This is a genomic window from Paenibacillus sp. FSL R10-2782 (assembly GCF_038592985.1).
GTDB lineage: Bacteria > Bacillota > Bacilli > Paenibacillales > Paenibacillaceae > Paenibacillus > Paenibacillus terrae_C.
Genome location: NZ_CP151951.1, coordinates 1,352,621 through 1,371,840 on the forward strand (window position 1 = coordinate 1,352,621; position 19,220 = coordinate 1,371,840).

Below are 19,220 nucleotides of genomic sequence, written 5' to 3' on the forward strand. Positions count from 1 at the left end.
GAGGGCCAAGATGTCGACAACTACTGTAAAAAAGCTGCTTGTGCACACATATCTGCTGTTATTCACCATGCCTATCGTTGGAATGATTATATGGTATTTTCTCTCGGCAACCTTTAATAGCACGACGGGCCAATTCTCACTGGAGAACTTCAATTTTGTCAAAGAACCTGTCGAGTATGCGGGGGTTAACCTGCCGGCGATTTGGCCTATTGTTCTAAATACATTAGTCTATTCGTTTCTTATTGTAGTGATTGAAATTTTTATTGCCGTACCTGCCGCATATGCATTCTCCAGGCTTGATTTCAAAGGAAAGCTGGGCGCAATGAAGTTCCTGTTCCTGATGCGCTCATTTCCAGGCATTACGCTCATTATCGCTACCTTTTTCATCCTTGTTCAAATGAATCTGGTGAACACGTACTTAGGCGTTATTCTTGTTGCGATATCAGGATCATTGCCAGGCAGAGTGTATATTATGAAAGGTTTCTTCGACGAGGTACCGTGGGATTTGGAATGGGCGGCTATGGTCGATGGATGTACGAGATTTAGAGCCCTCATGAAGGTGCTCGTTCCGTATGTATTGCCAGGCATCGGGGCGATTGCAGTGTTCGCCTTCTTAGGCGCCTACGGTGAATGGTTTCTATTCAAGCTTTTCATATTCGATGATAATATGCTGACGCTGGCTGGCTATCTGTCTCGTCTGGTAACGAAGGAAAATGTCATTATGAACTATGGATTGATCACGGCGATTGGTTTGTTTTACACGATTCCGCTAGTTGTGTTCTATATCTTTACTCAAAAAGTATTCCTGAAGGTCAATTTGGGAGGAGCAAAGCAGGTATGATTTCTCTTGTAAATATCGTAAAAAACTATGATGGTAAGCAAAACGAAAGCCGTGCAGTTGACGGGTTGAATCTTGAAATTGAAAAAGGTGAATTTGTTGCGCTGCTAGGTCCTTCAGGCTGCGGGAAAACGACTACACTTATGATGCTGGCTGGGTTACTGAAGCCAACTTCCGGGGAAATTTATTTTAAGGATAAGCTTGTTAATCATGTGGATCCGAAGGATCGAAATATTGGTATGGTGTTCCAGTCCTATGCGCTTTATCCTCATTTGACGGTTCGTGACAACATCGCGTTTCCGCTTCGCGAGCGGAAAATGTCTAAGAAGGATGCGTACGAGCGTGCTCTGCAAACGAGTAAAATTTTGCAAATCGATCATCTGCTCGATCGCAAGCCTTCGCAGCTATCAGGCGGCCAGCAGCAGCGTGTCGCCATGGCGCGAGCATTGTCCAAGGACCCGGAAATTTTACTACTGGATGAGCCGATGTCCAATTTGGATGCGCGATTAAAATTGGATGTACGAGATGAAATTCGGAAAATCCAACGCAAATTAGGAGTAACGACGATTATTGTCACGCATGACCAAGAGGAAGCTTTAGCCATCTCTGATCGGGTAGCTATTCTGAACGGCGGAAAAATTCAGCAATACGCACCCCCGAATGAACTATTCCATCATCCGTCTAACCTGTTCGTTGCAAGCTTTCTAGGCAATCCGCCTATGAATTTGATTGATGGAACAGTGGAGCTGAGAGAGAACCGACAGTGGGTGAAGACGAAATTGTTCGAATTGGAGATCCCTCCGGCACGCAGGATTGAGGAGCAGCACATAGGGAAAGCGGTTAAGCTGGGCGTACGTCCTCATGATTTGTTCTTTCCGGAGCAGCCCCATGAAGCATCTATTATGCTAGAAATTGATCTTATTGAGCATTTAGGTAATGGGCAATTAGTTAAAATGACGGATCCAGCTGGACAGTCCGATATTATGATTCGTTTACTGACCGATAACGAGAAACTGCTAAAGGAGCGCGAGACGGTCTGGATCGGCATTAGGCCAAATAAATTCCATCTTTTCGATATGACAGACGAAGGGCGTAATCTTTTGCAGTTTCAATAGAAATAGAAATAGAAATAGAAATAGAAATAGAAGGAGTAAAGGATGACAATACCCAATCTCTTAATCGATCAGCATGTGCATTCCTCCTATTCGCCTGACTCCAACTCAACGCTGGAGGAGCTTGTGCGATATGCGCTCGCACTGGGGAAGCCTGCTATCGTTACGACAGACCATTTAGAGTATGATTGCAAATATTTCAAGCAGGATGTTCATATTGATTGGAAGAGCTACCATAGAGAAGTGGAAGAGCTATTACTGTGTTATCCTATAGAGATTCGCAAAGGCATCGAGGTTGGCTTTCGAAGCGACTATAAAGACGTCATAAACGAATATTTGGCTCAGCGCGAGTTTGACGTCATTTTGCTTTCTGCGCATAATGATGGTTACCTTGATTTTTCCGAAAAGGCTTATCATGATCTGCCCATGCAACAAAGGCTTAAACACTATTTTATGCAGGTAAGAGAGGCTGTCGACCAGATGGATAATTATGATATCGTTGCCCATTTGGATTATGTTACGAGATATACGACTTATCCAGTTGATGAAGAAGATATTGTGGCTTGCAAACCTGTTTTGTATGATATTTTGAAGCTAATCATCGAGAAGGGAAAGGTGCTTGAGCTGAATACGACAGGACTATATCGACAAGGCTGGATTCACCCTCATCCGTATATTCTCGACATGTATGTGAATTTAGGCGGCAGAGCGGTATCCATTGGTTCGGATGCACATCAAGTAGGGGATGTTGAGCAAGGCTTTGCGGAAGCGGTAGAGCTGCTGCATGGCCTAGGCATTCAAGAGGTTGTGCAATTTAAGAGAAGAGCGCCGTATTTGGTGTCCATATAGTAATGACAACCACTGTCAATGTTAATGGCAGTGGTTGTTGTTAGGATGGACAGAAGAAAGAGCATAAACCGAATTTAATTGATGGCCTGAAAGAAGTGAAGATGTGCAAGTGTAAAGGATTCAAAAATCCTGTAATTGGGTTACTGTGGAAAGGGGCACTAAGGGGAGGCCTTCCCTACTCTTCGAAAACATTCTTTAATCGTACTTTCAAATACAGAGTACACCAGAAGCAGTAATGTAATACCTCCACAATCATATGAACTGTTTCTGGCAAACCCAATGAGGATAACGCTTTGGAACACAGCGTACCAACGATAAGAATGGCTTCAAAAACGAAAATGTCCACCAACAGCACCATGGCTGTACGGGATTTGGCTCGTTGGAAGAGCTTTAGCGTTTTGAAATTCCAGCCTGTAGCGATCAGCTCCAGTGTTATGATTCCCAGGGACATGCCGGTATACCCGAGCTCGGGAATAGCAAGTATGGAGTAAAGAAGGATGAAATTAGAAAGTACACCTGCGCAAAGGCCAATAAAGGGAGTTTTCTTTCGATTTTGTGCCCATAACACGCTGGTTGTGATTTCCCGCAATCCGACGAGTAGGGGTAACATAGCCAATGATTTAATGGGGATTTCGGCATTTTGTATACCAAAAACAAACAGGGAGATTTCTGAGGCATATTCAAAAATGAAAAAACCTGAGGCTAATCCCCAGACCCATGCTACCTGAATGGCGGTATGGCTTTTTTTGTAGAATGAGTTATATTTCTTATTTTGCCAGTCTGCGGTTATTTTCATCGTGAGCGTATGTGTTAATGCACCTGTAATCAAAGTAGGCATATAAGCGACGACCAGGGCGATACCCGTGACAATACCGAACATCTCCGCTGCTTCTTTGGAAGAAACCCCGGCAACCTGTAATCGTTGGGGGATAATGATCGCATCCATAAAGTCGGAAGCAGGGATAAGCAAGCGTGTAAGCGCAATAGCAAAGGAAGCTTGTACCACTAAAGGTAAATCTGCTCGACTTGATGGGGGGGATAAAGCTACAGAGGGACGGTTGTACATGAAAAAAGCAGTAAGCACAGCAAAGGCTAACAACGCGCCTGTAAAAGTTCCCAGTACCGCTCCGCCTACAGCAAACTCGATGCCGGATTGAATAAATAGTGGCACTAGCCACATTAAAGTACCGATCCTGGCGGTTTGTTCTATGATTTCCGAAAGGGCAATTGTGGTGTATCTTTCAAGCCCTTGCAAATATCCGCGCAGCAGACTTAGCAAGGGAACGGCCAGTATAGCAGGGGAGAGGCAACGAATTACAAAATCGAGCTGTGGATAGCCGAGCAAAATTGCGATCGGCTTTGATAGCCAAAAGGTTAAGATACTGCATGACAATCCTGTGAGAATCAGGAATATTGCAAAAACTTTAAACAACCGCCAGCCTCTTGCTGTATGCTTAGCTGTAAACATACCCAAAGCTGTTGGCAATCCCCCTGAAATAATCATCAGTATTAGGCTATAGAAGGAATAGGCTAGCTGATACAGGCCCATTCCTTCAGCTCCAACAAGTCGCGTCATAAATACTTTTCCAACCAAACCGATGGCTTTTACGACAATCATCGCATTAGCCCTCACCATGGTCTGTTTTAATATAAGAGGTAATTTCAAATCATTTTCCACCCCAATTAGAAGCTGTCCATTTTATTCCTATGACAGCAACCTCCGGGATATGAACAAGTCTTAAGGATCAGATGCTTAATCTTGTATATGAATCAACAAATATTTGGTATTTTTATCCCACCCCAAGTCGAAGGGGACTCTAAAACGGTCTGCGGTGTGGGAGTTGACTAAGGGATAGCCACTCTGATCAAATCCGACTACAACCGAGAAGTGGTCTACGTCTCCTTGTAATACGTAAGCAATTAAATCACCTGGAAGCAACTGGGGCTTGTTAAGATGCTGCTGTCGTTTATTGACCGATTGGACAATATCGGAGAAGCTTCCTTGTTCTATAATCCTTCCATAGCCGGAGCGTATCAGAAAATTTTTAAATGCGTCCGTTTGAACCCAGGCTTGACTTCCACCGTTGCGATACAAGTAATGCCACCCTGATCTCATAGGCAGGCCTCCGCCTTCCTCCTTGTCTCCGATAACTTGGGAGGAGAAGTTGGTGCAATCGCCGCCTTTGGAGTTATAATCCAGGTATTTTTGATTATATCGCTGACCATTACCTGCTCCCCATGTCGTCCCTGCATATTTGTTCGCATAGTCAACGGCGCGGCCCCTGTTGTATTTATGATTAACCCTTTCTGGTGTTACCGGATCTTTATGGGGAGTAAAAAATAAATCGGATTGTTCAATCTTCTTTGAATTTTCTTCCAGAGGATCTGAATACCATTCACGTTCCACGTACCAACGATTATCTTTTTTTCTCAGTGTAATGCCATGACGTGTTCCAATTCCAAAATCATGCCGACCGGGATAGCTATCGATATACTCATAACTCAATTTCAAGGATTGAACAAGTGACACCTTTGCCGTATCGCCCAACACCTCTGCACGGGCTATCCGAATGGAGCTTTCCGCATTCACGAATTTCATTTTACGATGCTTGGCCCATTCTTGAATATATTCCGCTCTGTTCATTTCATGAAGGTACGCGTAGTTGCTTCGTTTATCTGTTAACAAGTAATGGTCCTCGATATGCGTTTTATCCTGATCCATCAACAGCCGGGTACGGTCATCAAACAGTTCTTGAAGAAAGGGGATAACGTTATCTTGTTTAGCTGGTTCGGCTTGTGCACGAAATAAAGAAAAGCTGTAAGCGGGGATCAATATTAAGATCATGCACAGCAGTTGCAATTTTGCCATCCTAAGCACATTTATTCATTCTCCTTGAAAATGGTTGAATTGATTTTGGAAGCGTCCTTGTCTTGAACGGTAAGCTTCTCACATGCTGAATTCATGTGTGCCAATTTGGTGTAAACTACCAGTCTTCCCTCGTGTTCTTTCCTGCTTCGGCTATAGCGCCCTGCGCAGGTAATCAAGTTCAAACGGTGCTCTTCTGTCGAGCCAAAAATGGTCTGAATCGGTGCTTCGGAGGTTAAGTAAAATTTTACGGACTCGACAACAAACTGAACCTTACAGCCGTCAGCGCCAGTCACATACACAAAATCCCCTTTTTTCAGTTTTTTAAGAGGATAAAAAACCGCCGGTCCCGTGTATGTATCAACATGTCCGTCCATAATTGCATTACCTGCCGCTCCTGGCAGTACACCGGTAGATAAATAGCCTACTCGATCCGTGTTACCCGGAACGCCCATTTGACCATTTTCTAAATAGGTTACCGGTTCTATAATCGAATGAATTCGAACCGCAGGAATATCGATTTTATGTGGAACGATCCCTGGAAAAGGTTTATTTTTAACTTGTAAGGGCTTCGTCGTTTTAATTTGTTGAATTTCAGGCTTAGCCGGGGTGTGGCTGGAGTTAGCATGGGAGCTACCTTGAGGTTCAGCCGAAGATGAACAGCTCGTACTACCCAGCAAAATCAATAGCACAATAATACGAATAATCCACTTATTGTTCATATGAAGAAAGAGAGAGGGCCTACAAGCTAACCCTCTCCTTTTAACCCTCCCTAATTCATTTGCTCGCTCGCGCCACCAAATCCGGTTTTTGGTAATTTAGTAGCCTTTGCTTTCATACTTTTCGCATGAATGCTTTTTCCTCCGATCATTTTGGCAGGAGCAGCCTCACGTGCATGCAGCTTGTGAACTTTCTCATGTTTGCTCTTGGCATGCAGCTTGTGTTCATGTTTTGCATGAGCCTTAACCTTATGCTGGTGCATTTTGTGTTCATGCTTTTCCGTTGCGGGTGCTGCAGATACCATCGATCCTACTGACAGAAGTACAGCCAGGGACGCTACAGTCAATATTGCTTTTTTCATTGTATTGCCTCCTTTGGATAATTGGTAATTCATCAATATAGTTTCCGTACGAAGAAGGTTTTATGTAGCCAATGATTTCAAAGGAAAGGATTGGCTTGGAATTTTTCGACTCTTCACTTATTGACCTCAATCAGTCCTTCGGGAGTCCTACGATTGGCGAGCAGTTCGGATACGGTGACAAAGGTAAACCCTCTTTTTTTCAGCTCAGGTAAAATGATTTTGAGGGCTTCAACGGTTTGTGTACTTTTATATACATAATCGTGCATGAGGACGATGTCGCCGTTGCGGGCATTACGAAGCACCTTATTGACGATTCGGTGTACACCGGGCTTTCGCCAATCCAGGGTGTCCTGATGCCAGGACCATAAAATCATTTTCTGTCCTTTTTCTTTGGATAGATTCACGAGTGTGTCAGTGTATGAACCGCCGGGTGGACGAAAAAGATGGGTTCCTGAGCCGGTGGCTTGAACGATACTCGCCTGGCCCTGGTCTATCTCGGAAAGAGCCTTTTTACGGGAAATATGCTGAAAGGATGGATGATGGAACGTATGGTTTCCAATCTCATGGCCTTCTCTCCGTTCCCGCTTCACAATGTCAGGGAGTTTTTCAACGCGGCTGCCAACGACAAAAAAAGTCGCCTTGGCGTCATATTGCTTGAGCAAATCCAGAATGGCGGGTGTTTTACTTTCATCCGGTCCGTCGTCGAATGTGAGGGCAATCATCTTGCGATGGGTAGGAACCTCCCAAATAATGTCCCCTCGTTCTTCGTAGTAGGCTCTACCCTTTGTAGGAGCAGGGGAGGCGTACGATGCGGCTTGTACAGTATTGGTATAGGGTGTGGGGCATAGGGTGGCACAGAACAAGGAAACAGCGATACTTGCAGACAGTACTCGGTTATATTTCATCAGGCTTCTTCTCCGTTCTGACGTTTTCTCACATTAGCTTGCCAAGAAGGAACGTATACCATTCCTCGTCTCCGAAAATTACCTTCTACAAATAAATTCACTCCTGTTCCTGTCCAAAATGTAAAATAAAAACGTAAAACCTCCAGCTTCGTAATATGCCGAAGGTTCGGCTGTTCACGAAGCTGGAGGTTTTTTTGTTTAGAGACGAAATGGATCGAGCGTTAGCTCAGTAGTGTTACCACCAGCAGATTGTACAGCACCAACGGCAGAATGACGTCTCTGTAGGCATAGGAACGATAGGGAGTGGGGGTGCCTGGGGAGGGCGTGTGGTGCGGCTGAAGAACGCTCAAATACAAGTGATCCACGTCGATGTGGACAATCCTTCCTTCATACACGTGATGATCTATCGTTTGAATCCGGACGGTGTGATTGACGTAAGGATCCAACTGGTGATGCAGATGATCGCGGACTCTTTTGAGTTCTGTCTGTAATTCCGGTCTGGCCTGATATAAGGTTTGCGGATTGACAGTGTTGTACGGCATTCGCCTCTGACCTCCATACTCATAGAATAATGTATCGTATGCAGAAGCCTATGCTATTGTGCGGGTACCCTGAGACAGGTTTTACAAAGGGTTGAAACATTAACATTCTGCTCCAGCCCGCTTGATGTTCCCATTACATCAAAACGATACACTTACTGAGGTTGGTTTGAAAAGAAAGGGGCGCTCCGTTTTGGGTGAGCTTAACAAATCTATGGGACTCGGAACGAGGAGCCAGCAACAGACTTCGTCTAAGGCCCGCGTACGCACGGGTTCGCTAAAAATTCAGAGACTGCGCGAAAACGCGCTGGCGTATACGTTTTTGGCTCCATCGCTCATTTTGTTTGCTGTATTTATGTTTTACCCGATGATCAAGTCGGTTTATCTCAGCTTGCACTCCACAGATCCCGCAGGAAATGTTGCAGCTTATGTTGGGTTAGATAACTTTGCTACACTTTTCAGCTCGGGTCAATTCCTGCAAGGAATCAAGGTTACGCTCCTGTTTGCTCTGCTGACGGTGCCAGTAGGTATTTTACTGGCGCTGGTGCTGGCTGCACTTACACATAGCAAGCTGCGGGGGATGCGTATCTTCCAGTTCGCTTTTTCGCTGCCGATGGTGCTGTCGGTCGGCTCATCTGCGGTCATTTGGAAATTTCTTTTTCATCCGACGCTGGGGATGTTTAACTACGTGCTTTCCCTACTACATATCAATCCGGTTCCGTGGCTGACTAGCCCGGATTGGGCATTGTTCTCCGTAGCGATCATGACCATCTGGATGAATCTAGGTTTTAATTACATTATTTTATCAAGCGGACTTCAAGGGATTCCAGATGACATGTATGAGAGTGCCAAAATGGACGGGGCAGGCCCGCTGGTGACGTTCTGGCGTATTTCCATGCCGCTGCTGTCGCCAACGATCTTCTTTGTAACTGTAGTATCCATCATTGGAGCTTTCCAGTCTTTTGCTCAAATTAACATTTTGACCAAGGGCGGTCCGGTGAACAGCACGAATGTGTTCGTGTATTCCATTTATCAGGAAGCCTTCGTTAATTTCCGATTCGGAACGGGCAGCGCACAGGCGATTGTACTGTTTATCGTTATCCTGCTGCTTACGATGATCCAGTTCAAATGGGTGGAAAGAAAGGTGCATTACCAATGAAACGACATCTTAATTCAACACTCGTGTATGTGTTGCTTACGATTGCGGCTGCTTTGATTTTATATCCGGTCATTTATACGTTTTTTATGGCTGTCATGTCGCCGGAGGAAGCAAGCGCCTATCCGCCGAGCTTTTTCCCGCATTCCTTTCATATGGCCAATTTTACTGAGGTGTTTGAAATCGTTCCGATTGCAGCGTTCATCGGTAATACCTTTCTCATTTCAGGCTTAACCATGATCGGTCAGTTGATTACAGCCAGCTTGGCGGCCTATGCCTTTGCCAAAATGGAATTCAAGGGGAAGAACTTCATTTTCAGCATGTTTGTCGCAACGATGATGATTCCTTGGGAAGTGACCATTATTCCAAACTACCTGACCGTACGTAGCTGGAATTGGCTTGATACTTATCAAGGGCTGACGGTTCCGTTTCTGGCAACAGCATTCGGAACGTTCCTGCTGCGACAATTTTTTCTCCAGCTTCCCAAGGAATTGTTCGAGGCGGCTCGTATGGACGGGTGTGGACATGTTCGTTACTTCCTGTTCCATGTGCTTCCGCTATCGCGTCCGGCGCTCGGAACACTGGCTGTGTATTCGTTCCTGAACATGTACAATTCGTACCTATGGCCATTGTTGATCACGAATAGCGAGAATATGCGTACGGTACAGATCGGAATTTCCATGCTCGAATTTCAGGAGTCCACTTCATGGAATCTCGTGTTCGCGGGTACGGCCCTCGTCATTTTACCGTCACTGCTTCTGTTGATCTTTGGTCTGAAGCAGTTGGTGCGCGGGATGGCAGCGGGTGCACTTAAAGGTTGATCTTGGAAGTGATTTCCTTTCGGCAAGTAGCAACATCTGCGCAAGCAGCCTATATAAAGCTTGATCAATATTCATGAATCATTTAACCAAGGGAGAGAAGAGAGATTATGAGATTTTTTCGTCTGAAAAGTGCTTTGACCTTGCTCATTCTGACTGCAATGGTTGTTGCAGCAGGTTGTAGCAATAACACGGCGGATGAGAAGCCAAGCAACGGTAGCGATGCGGGAGCAGCAGCAGGTTCTCCAGTGAAGCTGACGTGGTGGCATTCTATGTCCGGTAACGGCGAAAAAGCGATCAAGCAAATCGCCGCTGATTTTAACGCCAGCCACAAGGACATTCAGGTAGAGCCAGTATACCAAGGCAAATATGATGACAGCTTGAACAAGCTGAAAGCGTCGCTTGGCTCCAACAGCGGCCCGGACATCATTCAGGTGTATGAAATCGGAAGCAAATTCATGATCGACTCCAAGATGATCACTCCTGTACAACAATTTATTGATGCAGACAAGTTCGATCTGTCGCAGCTTGAGCCGAATATTACACGGTATTACACCATTGACGGTAAACTGAATGCAATGCCATTCAATACGTCGAATCCGATCTTGTACTATAACAAGGATGCTTTTAAGGCGGCGGGACTTGATCCGGCTAATCCTCCGAAAACCTATGATGAATTCGAGAAGGCTGCCAAAGCCTTGAGCAAGGACGGAAAATCCGGTGCATCCATCGCCATCTATGGCTGGTTTATGGAGCAGTTGTTTGCTAATCAGAATGCGGATTATGTGAATAATGGCAACGGACGCAATCAGGCGGCAACGGAATCGCTGCTGAATTCGGATGCAGGTGTGAAAACCCTGACTTGGTGGAAAAAAATGATCGACGAAAAGGTTGTATCTAATCTGGGACGTAACTCCGATGATACTGCCAAAGCTTTTTCCGCAGGGCAAATTGCCATGACACTGGATTCCACCGCTTCGCTGCGTAATATTGTGGAGCAGGTTGGCGATAAATTCGAGGTAGGCACTGGCTTTCTGCCAAGAGCGAACGAAGCAAAAGAAGGCGGCGTGGTTGTAGGTGGCGCGAGCTTGTACATCATGAACAACAAGCCTGAAGCCCAGCAAAAGGCAGCATGGGAGTTCATTAAATTCGTTGCTTCCCCGGCTGTACAGGCACAATGGAGTGTGAATACGGGGTACTTCCCGATCACCAAAGCAGCTTATGACGAGCAGGTACTCAAGGACAATATGGTGAAATACCCGCAATTCCAAACCGCTGTTGACCAATTGCACGCATCGGCGCAATCGATGGCTACACAAGGCGCAGTGATGGGCGTATTCCCGGAAGCGCGTCAAATCGTAGAGGGCGCAATTGAGGCCGTCTTGAGTGGACAGCAGCAGCCAAAACAGGCATTGGATCAAGCCGCACAAGAGATCACAGGCAAAATTGCGCAATACAATCAAACGGTAAAAAAATAATCGTCCTTCCCTTAAAACCGCCTGGTAAACTTAATACGCGCCCCCTTTACCAGCCGGTTTTATAAAATAACAGACCGAATAAGTGACCCCCTCACTTGTTCGGTCTGTTTTTTGTATGTCCGCATCCTCCTGTTTTTAGAACGTCCGTTTAGACGGACTGTCTAAAATTGTTTATTTTGTACATTTCCTATTGCTGGATAACTAAAAGTGGGCTTATAATGAATACATAATTTTTGTACTGGACGGTCAGTTCAAAAAAAAGGAGGAAACATGAAAAACCAGACGAAGGAAATTATTTTTAATGGTGCGCTCAAGGCTTTTTCCGAGCGTGGCTTCAATGAAACCAATATGGAGGAAATCGCCAAGGTATGCGGTATTGCTAAAGGGACTCTGTATTACAACTTCAAAAATAAACAAGATCTGTACATTTATATTTTGAAGATGGGGATGGAGCGCTTTGTTCAGGATATCCGTGAAGCGATGGCTCAGGTTCCTATGGATCAGGTAGAACTTAGGGTTCTTAAGCTGATCCAAGTACATATTGATTTTATTGGGAGAGAGCCAGACTTTTGCCGTCTATTGGTTAGTAAGGGATGGGTTTCGCAGGAACAGCATTTTAATATCAGGCAGGTATTGGCTGACTATTTTGATTTTATGGAAGCGGAGATTGATTCCGGTAAGCTTTACGGGAAAATTTCGAGTAAGCTGGATGCGAAAACGACGGCAAACTGCTTATTTGGTATTTACATTTTTGCTCCGATGCGGTCGATGGTTTGGGGCGAAACCATGAATCTGCAGGAGGTTCGCGAAAGTATTGAAGTATTTGTATGTAACGCGCTGGGTATGCAACATTAATAGACAGATGGAGTGATGAGAACATGAAAGCTAAAAAATATACGATCTATGCCGTACTTATCGTTTTAATTGCTGTAGGAATTTATGCTTTGACTGCTTTTCAAAAGGGTGGCAGCAGCTTGTCTGCGGATGAGTCTTCTTCCATTCCGACAGCTTATGTAGAATCAGATACGCTCAATGCCAGCTTTAAGTTGGCGGGACGTATTGATCAGATGCTTGTGAATGAGGGCGACAAGGTGAAAAAAGGACAGGTGTTAGCACATCTGGAAAGCCGTGAGCTGGAGGACAAGGTGAAACAGGCACAGGCGGCATTGCTGGCAGCCCAGAGTAATGTGTCCAAAGCGAAGGCTGGCGTATTGCAGGCCCAAGCGGGGGTGGGGCAGGCACAGGCTACCGTGAGTGCAGCTCAGGCCAAAAAGAGCCAGGGCACCGCAGCAGTCGGCGTGACTGCACAGTCTTCATCCAGCCAGATCGAACAGGCACAAGCGGCTTCGGCTGCCGCAAAAGCGAAGCTGGATGCCCTCAAGAGCGGCGCAAGACCGCAAGAGCTGGAGCAAGCACAAGTGAGTGTGAAGGCTGCCAAGGAAACGCTGGATTTGACCACTAAAAATCTGGAGCGTGCCAAAAAGCTTCAAGAAGCCGGGGCAGCAACCCAAGCCTCACTGGATCAAGCGACGCTGGACCATCAACAGGCGGAAGCCAAGTACAATTCAGCATCTCAGCAACTAAATATGGTACGCGAGGGAAGCCGCAAGGAAGAAATTACGGCGGCTGAAGCACAATACCGTCAGGCATTGGCTGCGGTGAAGGAAGCACAGGCAGGAGCGGGCAAGGTTACTTTACAGCAGGAGGATGTCAAAGCCGCACAGGCTTCGGTAGAACAGGCGCAATCCGCTGTGAAGGCGGCTCAATCCACGGTAGAGCAGGCACAGTCGGCGGTTGCAGGTGCCAACGCACAAGTAGCTCAGGCAGAAGCTGCCCTTCAGGAAGCTCAGACCTACTTGAGCTACACCACGCTACGCGCATCTGAGGACGGCATTGTAAAATCCAAATCGCTCAGCTTGGGCGAAATGGCCAGTGCAGGCTTCCCGGTCTATACGATTGAAACTTCGACGCAGCGTTGGGCTAAATTCTATGTGCCGGAAACGTCCTTGAATGGTCTCCAGGCAGGGGACACTGTGCAAGTTAAACTGCTGTCGGGCGGCAAGGAGCTGAAAGGTAAAGTTATTTTGCTGGAATCGGCTGCCGACTTTGCTATTCAAAAACCGAGTCAAAGCTCCGGTGATAAGGATGTACGTTCCTTTGGCGTTAAAGTAGCATTGCCCGATCTTGCGGCTTCGGTTCCGACAGGCTCCACGGTTCTGTTTACAGGCAAAGGGGCGCAGTAATATGCAGGATCAACAGGAAAGACTTCGTATCCGCGATGTGTTTCGTGAAGAATGGCTGAGCATCTTCCGGGATCGACGCTTTATGGCTATTCTGCTGATTACGCCGATTGTGTATACCATCTTGTTCGGCTTCCTGTATTCTCATCAGCGGATTACCGAGATGCCTGTCACGGTGTATGACGGAGACAATTCGCAGCTCAGTCGTCAGATCATTCAGGCATTCGATGCGACAGATTCATTTGCCGTTACACGGCAGGCCTCCAATCAGGAGGATGTTGTCCGTCAGGTAGAAACCGGGGAAGCCAAGGTAGGCATCGTCATTCCGGACAATTTTACCACCCGGCTTAAGCATGGTGAGAACCCGCCTGTGCTGACCCTGATAGACGGCAGTAACATGATGTATTCCAACAGCGCAAGCCGGATCGCAAATCAGGTCATCAGTAGCGTGAGCGCCGGGGTTTCGGTCAATTCCATGAAGCAAAAGGGAATGAACGCTGATCAGGCGGCGTCAACGCTGAGTACCATCCCGTTCCGGTCCAGAGTGCTGTTCAACCCGGTATATGATTACAAGCTGTTCATGCCTCTCGGGGTCATTTCTGCGGCTCTCCAGCAGTGTTTGCTGCTCGGTATTGCTTTGTCCTGTACGCGGGATAAGGAGGCAGGGACTTGGGGGAGATTTGCCGCATGGAAAAATACCCCTTGGCGACTCGCTATTGCCAAGCTGACACCGTATTATGTGGCGGGAGCTTTCAATGTGCTGACTGTATTCAGTATTAGCGCCCTAAGCTTTGATATTCCGTTCAGGGGGCAGGTGCTGCCGCTGATTCTGGTGTCGCTGGCCTTTAACTTTGCCTTGTGCGGTTTAGGGTTCCTGTTCAGTCTCTTTTCCAAGACCAGAGTGGATGCGACCCAGACCCTCATGCTGATTGCCGTTCCTTCCTTTATGCTGTCAGGCTACACGTGGCCGCTGGAAGCGATGCCCGGCTTCTTGCGGGGGGTTGCCGAAATATTGCCACTAACGTATTTTCTGGATGCTGTAAGGAATATCACCCTCAAAGGACTGGATATCACATTCGTCTTCAAGGATACGATTGCTCTGGGCGTAATAGGCTGTGTGAGTCTGCTGGTGTCCTTCGCAATCTATCCACTATTCTTTAGACAGCGTCAGACGGCAGACCAACATAATGATGTATCTTCTCAAGAGGGAGTTACACTAAAAGGTTAAAAGCCTAAGAGTAACTTAATACGCATATTAAAAGGCAGATCAGGTTTTTTTACTCTGATCTGCCTTTTGTTTTTAAGTGCTATATCGTATTCGTCGATTGAATTATTATTGCGTTTTTAAGTCTTCAATAGAATCAACGGGTACGTAGGATGGAACCACAAGCCCGGACATAACGCCAGTCATGCTGGTTCCGATGTCGTCCACTTGATTCTTGTACTTTGCCCAGTAATCGGCATGTGTCAGTGGAAGCCACGCGGCTGCGGTAGCATCCACACTCCCGCCTGCAACGCCTGTCCACATTGGGCCAATCTCTACCTGAAGGGCGGTCACTTTGTAGCCCAATTTTTGCTCCAATACATATTTCAATACATTCGTACTGGCAATTTCAGAATCCCAGGCAGCATAGCTCAGCTTCAAAGGATCGCCATGGACAGGCTGCAAGCCCTTGATCCATTCCTGCACCTTGTCTGGATGTTTATCTGCCCAGTTCTTGGCGGCCTGCTGCGGAGCAGTACCGTCCTGAATGGCGATCATCACTTCACCCATATCTTCGGCAGTCCAATTGAAGCGGCTTAGAAATTCATAGGCAGCAGGAGCATCCTGTTTCAAGCCTTTGCGGGCAATCGTATGAATTTCTTCCTTATCACCATACGCCTTCTTAGGGTCCTTCAAGTATTTCAAATTATACTTATTAAACATCCAGTGAGGAGTCCAGCCTGTTACAACGATGGGCTGCCTGGCTTTGATCGCCTTATCCAGTGTAGCTGTCATAGCAGCCCCGGAGCTTTCAAGCAGCTTCCAGTCAGACAAGTCGTATTCCTTCATAGCTTTGGCAGTCAGCTTCATGAGACCGGCACCGGGGTCGGTACCTACAATACGGTAGCCGACCTCCTTGCCAAAGTCCCCAGCAGCGGCAGAAGCCGGAGCGGCTCCGTTGCCTTGCAAATCCGTAATAGATTTGACATTCATATAAACTGGAACAACCAAGCCTGTTTTGACACCCGTCATATTAGCGCCCAGATCATCAAGCTTATCCTTGTATTTAGCCCAGTAATCCGCATGTGTCAGTGGCAGCCATGCAGCCGGAGAAGCATCCACATCCCCACTGGCGACACCCGTCCACATTGGACCTGCTTCAACTTGCAACGCGGTTACTTTGTAGCCCAATTTGTTTTCTAAAATATATTTTAGCAAATTCGTACTGGCAATTTCAGAATCCCAAGCCACATAACTGAGCTTGAAGGTGTCACCATTGACAGGTTGCAGTCCTTGGGTCCATTCCTGCACCTTATCGGTATGCTTTTCAGCCCAATCCTTTGCAGCTTGCTCAGGGCTGGTTCCGCCTTGAATAGCAACCATCATTTCACCCATGTCTTCCGGTGTCCATTTGAACCGTTTTAGAAACTCGTAAGCAATAGGAGCATCCTGTTGCAGTCCTTTACGGGCAATCGTATGAATACCCTCGGCCTCACCATAAGATTTTTTAGGGTCTTCCAAATATTTGAGATCATACTTGTTGAACATCCAGTGCGGCGTCCAACCTGTAATAATGATCGGTTTTTTCGCTTTTATGGCTTTGTCCAGTGTTGCAGTCATCGCTGCACCGGAACCTTCTACCAGCTTCCAGTCGGACAAATTGTAGTCCTTTAACATCTTGGCAGTTGATTTCATAATACCTGCCCCGGCATCAATTCCGATAATTTTGTAGCCGACTTCTTCGCCAACCGGGTTGGCAGCAGCGTTTCCTTTGCCAGATGCAGAATGGTTCGATTCAACAAAATATTGCGATGCGCCAGCGATCAGAATGAAAGCCGTAACCGCAGAGGTAATCCATACCTTTTGTTTGGTAGATACGCGGCTTTTGCCTCTTTTCGCTGGTTTGAACAGGTTCTGCGTGAAACGGTCAAGCACGATAGCCAGAACAACGACAGCCAATCCGGCCTCAAAACCTTTACCAATTTGGAGCTGTGTCACGGCACGGTATACAACGGCACCAATACCTTCCGCACCGATCATAGAAGCAATAACAACCATAGACAGTGACAGCATAATCGTCTGGTTAATACCAGCCATCAAGGTTGGCATAGCCAGCGGAAGCTGTACTTTGAACAGCTTTTGCGCCGAGGTTGAACCGAATGCGTCGGAGGCTTCGACCAATTCACCTGACACTTGCATAATCCCCAAATTCGTCATGCGAATGGTTGGAGGGATCGCGAAGATAACAGATGCGATTACACCTGGTACAACACCAAGGCTGAAAAAGGTAACCGCAGGCAGCAAATATACGAACGCAGGCATCGTCTGCATGAAATCAAGCAAAGGCGTAATAATGCGTGACGCCGTTTTGCTGTATGCACACCAGATTCCGATTGGAATCCCGATGACAATGGATACGAGTGCGGACGTAATGACCAGTCCGAGCGTATTCATCGTTTCGCTCCAATAGCCCAGGTTGTCAATCAGCAGGAAGCCGATGACGGTAAACAGCGTAAGCTGAACCCGACCGATCATAAACGCGATAATCCCGATGATCACGATGAACACCAGAGGGTGCGGAAGCATGAACAGGCCAGAGAAAAAGCCTACAACAGCTTCAATTACAGAAGAAATAACATTAAACAATCCGGCCAGATGAATACCCATCCAGTCTACAATGGTTTGAATCCACTCAGCGATTGGCAGTTTCGGTATCAAGGGCATTCACCTCCTTCATGGTGGTTACATCTCCGCCAAGTGCGCCCAGCAAAGCTCCACGGACGATAACACCTAATAGCTTCTGTTTGTCATCGACCACAGCCAGAGGGACCTTGGACGAGCTTGTAATTTCGAACAAGTCATTAATGACGGTTTCAGCAGCAACCTGCGGTCCATCTGTCATGAGAATATCTTCAATTTTCAAATTATTGCGAAGCGCATGGACAGCATCTTCAGCATTGATAACGCCCAACAGCTTCTTGGTACGATCAATGACGAATAGATTGGAAATCCCCCGTTCCCGCATCAATTCGAGAGCAACACGTGGACCGCGATCCATTGTGATCGTTTCTGGACGAAGCATAACATGAGCAGCCGTCAATACCTTGGACAAATCCACATCCTCGACGAAGCGGGCTACATAAGAGTTAGCCGGTTGGATCATAATTTCTTCCGGTGTACCGATCTGCACGACCGATCCGTCCCGCATCAATGCAATCCGGTCACCGATCCGCAGCGCTTCATCCAGGTCATGGGTGATAAACACAATCGTTTTCTTCATTTTATCTTGAAGCTCCAGCAGCTCATCCTGCATGTCACGGCGAATGAGGGGGTCCAGTGCGCTGAATGCTTCATCCATGAGAAGCACTTCAGGGTCATTAGCCAACGCACGTGCCAGACCGACACGCTGCTGCATACCGCCACTCAGTTCATCGGGCATTTTATCGCCCCAGTTTTTAAGACCAACCAGTTCCAGCGCTTGCTGTGCTTTTTCCTTACGTTTCGTTTTTTCTACCTTTTGTATTTCAAGGCCGTATTCTACATTTTCCAATACAGTCCGATGTGGGAACAGGGCGAATTTTTGAAAAACCATGCTGATGGTTTTACGGCGAACTTCGCGGAGTTGTTCTTTGTTCATCTTACGGAGATCCTTGCCGTGGACCAGAATTTCACCGGAGGTAGGCTCAATCAAGCGATTTAGCATTCGCACTAAAGTGGACTTGCCACTTCCCGAAAGACCCATAATAACGAAAATTTCACCTTGCTTAATTTCCATGTTGGCCTTATTAACACCAACGGTAATTTGTTTTTCTTTGGCCAGCCTTTCCTTGCCCCAGCCTTGCTCCAGGAGCGGAACACCTTGCTCTGCGTGAGGACCAAAGAGTTTGCTGACATTTTTGACTTCCAAAATCGTCATACATACACCTCTTCTTTCTATACTTTGCTTGGTATTAACCCCGTGTTGCATTAAGGATCGAGTATAAAAAATCAATATTTTGAGCATCCTGAACGGTTAATGACAAAATTAATTGTAACAGAAGCATTGCTTACTTTTCAAACAAAAAAACTGTTCATAAAGTACGTACGGAAAAAACTGTACGAACTTTCCTTTCATATGCTTCTTTGTTCTTTAGA

Annotated in this window: 17 protein-coding genes; 9 read left to right on the top strand and 8 right to left on the bottom strand. The window is 46.5% G+C overall.

The features are described from left to right. Positions 1–10: 10 nt before the first annotated feature. From NST83_RS06215 to NST83_RS06225, 3 genes are read left to right on the top strand one after another with little or no spacing between them, the layout of a single operon-like run. Entirely contained in the window at positions 11–841 is an 831-nt protein-coding gene (locus NST83_RS06215; RefSeq protein WP_052646828.1) for a carbohydrate ABC transporter permease, read from the top strand. Then, entirely contained in the window at positions 838–1,953 is a 1,116-nt protein-coding gene (locus tag NST83_RS06220; RefSeq protein WP_342416989.1) for an ABC transporter ATP-binding protein, read from the top strand. The genes NST83_RS06215 and NST83_RS06220 overlap by 4 nt, the downstream gene beginning before the upstream one ends. Before the next feature lie 42 nt (positions 1,954–1,995). Beyond that, complete coding sequence (locus NST83_RS06225) at positions 1,996–2,799, top strand: histidinol-phosphatase HisJ family protein (RefSeq protein ID WP_342416990.1); 804 nt, start codon at positions 1,996–1,998, stop codon at positions 2,797–2,799. 175 nt (positions 2,800–2,974) lie between these two features. Here the strand turns inward: NST83_RS06225 and NST83_RS06230 are convergent, their stop codons facing one another. The 6 genes from NST83_RS06230 to NST83_RS06255 all read right to left on the bottom strand — a co-directional run bounded on the left by NST83_RS06230 (position 2,975) and on the right by NST83_RS06255 (position 8,193). Continuing rightward, the gene (locus NST83_RS06230; RefSeq protein WP_342416991.1) at positions 2,975–4,465 is read right to left on the bottom strand and encodes an oligosaccharide flippase family protein; all 1,491 of its coding nucleotides are present in this window, start codon (positions 4,463–4,465) and stop codon (positions 2,975–2,977) included. Positions 4,466–4,552: 87 nt separating this feature from the next. Beyond that, positions 4,553–5,677, bottom strand: coding sequence for an amidase domain-containing protein (locus tag NST83_RS06235; RefSeq protein ID WP_342416992.1), 1,125 nt, complete (start codon positions 5,675–5,677; stop codon positions 4,553–4,555). Between the two features lie 2 nt (positions 5,678–5,679). Further along, the gene (locus tag NST83_RS06240; RefSeq protein WP_342416993.1) at positions 5,680–6,357 is read right to left on the bottom strand and encodes a class F sortase; all 678 of its coding nucleotides are present in this window, start codon (positions 6,355–6,357) and stop codon (positions 5,680–5,682) included. An 80-nt stretch (positions 6,358–6,437) separates the two neighbouring features. Further along, complete coding sequence (locus NST83_RS06245; protein ID WP_137061980.1) at positions 6,438–6,746, bottom strand: hypothetical protein; 309 nt, start codon at positions 6,744–6,746, stop codon at positions 6,438–6,440. 113 nt (positions 6,747–6,859) lie between these two features. After that, positions 6,860–7,651, bottom strand: coding sequence for a polysaccharide deacetylase family protein (locus tag NST83_RS06250; RefSeq protein ID WP_342416994.1), 792 nt, complete (start codon positions 7,649–7,651; stop codon positions 6,860–6,862). Between the two features lie 221 nt (positions 7,652–7,872). After that, entirely contained in the window at positions 7,873–8,193 is a 321-nt protein-coding gene (locus tag NST83_RS06255; RefSeq protein WP_342416995.1) for a hypothetical protein, read from the bottom strand. A gap of 190 nt (positions 8,194–8,383) precedes the next feature. On the opposite strand from NST83_RS06255, the gene NST83_RS06260 reads away from it, so the two are divergent. From NST83_RS06260 to NST83_RS06285, 6 genes are all read left to right on the top strand, one after another. Further along, positions 8,384–9,349 (top strand): sugar ABC transporter permease, encoded by a 966-nt coding sequence (locus tag NST83_RS06260; protein WP_137061983.1) that lies wholly within the window; start codon positions 8,384–8,386, stop codon positions 9,347–9,349. Then, the gene (locus NST83_RS06265) at positions 9,346–10,167 is read left to right on the top strand and encodes a carbohydrate ABC transporter permease (RefSeq protein ID WP_342416996.1); all 822 of its coding nucleotides are present in this window, start codon (positions 9,346–9,348) and stop codon (positions 10,165–10,167) included. The genes NST83_RS06260 and NST83_RS06265 overlap by 4 nt, the downstream gene beginning before the upstream one ends. A 107-nt stretch (positions 10,168–10,274) precedes the next feature. Further along, complete coding sequence (locus tag NST83_RS06270; RefSeq protein WP_137061985.1) at positions 10,275–11,642, top strand: ABC transporter substrate-binding protein; 1,368 nt, start codon at positions 10,275–10,277, stop codon at positions 11,640–11,642. Positions 11,643–11,912: 270 nt separating this feature from the next. Further along, a complete protein-coding gene (locus tag NST83_RS06275; RefSeq protein ID WP_137061986.1) occupies positions 11,913–12,497 on the top strand; it encodes a TetR/AcrR family transcriptional regulator in 585 nt (194 codons plus the stop codon). A 23-nt stretch (positions 12,498–12,520) separates the two neighbouring features. Then, the gene (locus tag NST83_RS06280) at positions 12,521–13,885 is read left to right on the top strand and encodes an efflux RND transporter periplasmic adaptor subunit (RefSeq protein WP_137061987.1); all 1,365 of its coding nucleotides are present in this window, start codon (positions 12,521–12,523) and stop codon (positions 13,883–13,885) included. 1 nt (position 13,886) lies between these two features. Next, positions 13,887–15,110 (top strand): ABC transporter permease, encoded by a 1,224-nt coding sequence (locus NST83_RS06285; protein WP_137061988.1) that lies wholly within the window; start codon positions 13,887–13,889, stop codon positions 15,108–15,110. A gap of 105 nt (positions 15,111–15,215) precedes the next feature. On the opposite strand, the gene NST83_RS06290 is transcribed toward NST83_RS06285, so the two are convergent. Both NST83_RS06290 and NST83_RS06295 read right to left on the bottom strand, forming a co-directional pair. Next, positions 15,216–17,804 (bottom strand): glycine betaine ABC transporter substrate-binding protein, encoded by a 2,589-nt coding sequence (locus tag NST83_RS06290; RefSeq protein WP_342416997.1) that lies wholly within the window; start codon positions 17,802–17,804, stop codon positions 15,216–15,218. After that, positions 17,779–19,002, bottom strand: coding sequence for a glycine betaine/L-proline ABC transporter ATP-binding protein (locus NST83_RS06295; RefSeq protein ID WP_137061990.1), 1,224 nt, complete (start codon positions 19,000–19,002; stop codon positions 17,779–17,781). The genes NST83_RS06290 and NST83_RS06295 overlap by 26 nt, the downstream gene beginning before the upstream one ends. Between the last annotated feature and the right edge of the window lie 218 nt (positions 19,003–19,220).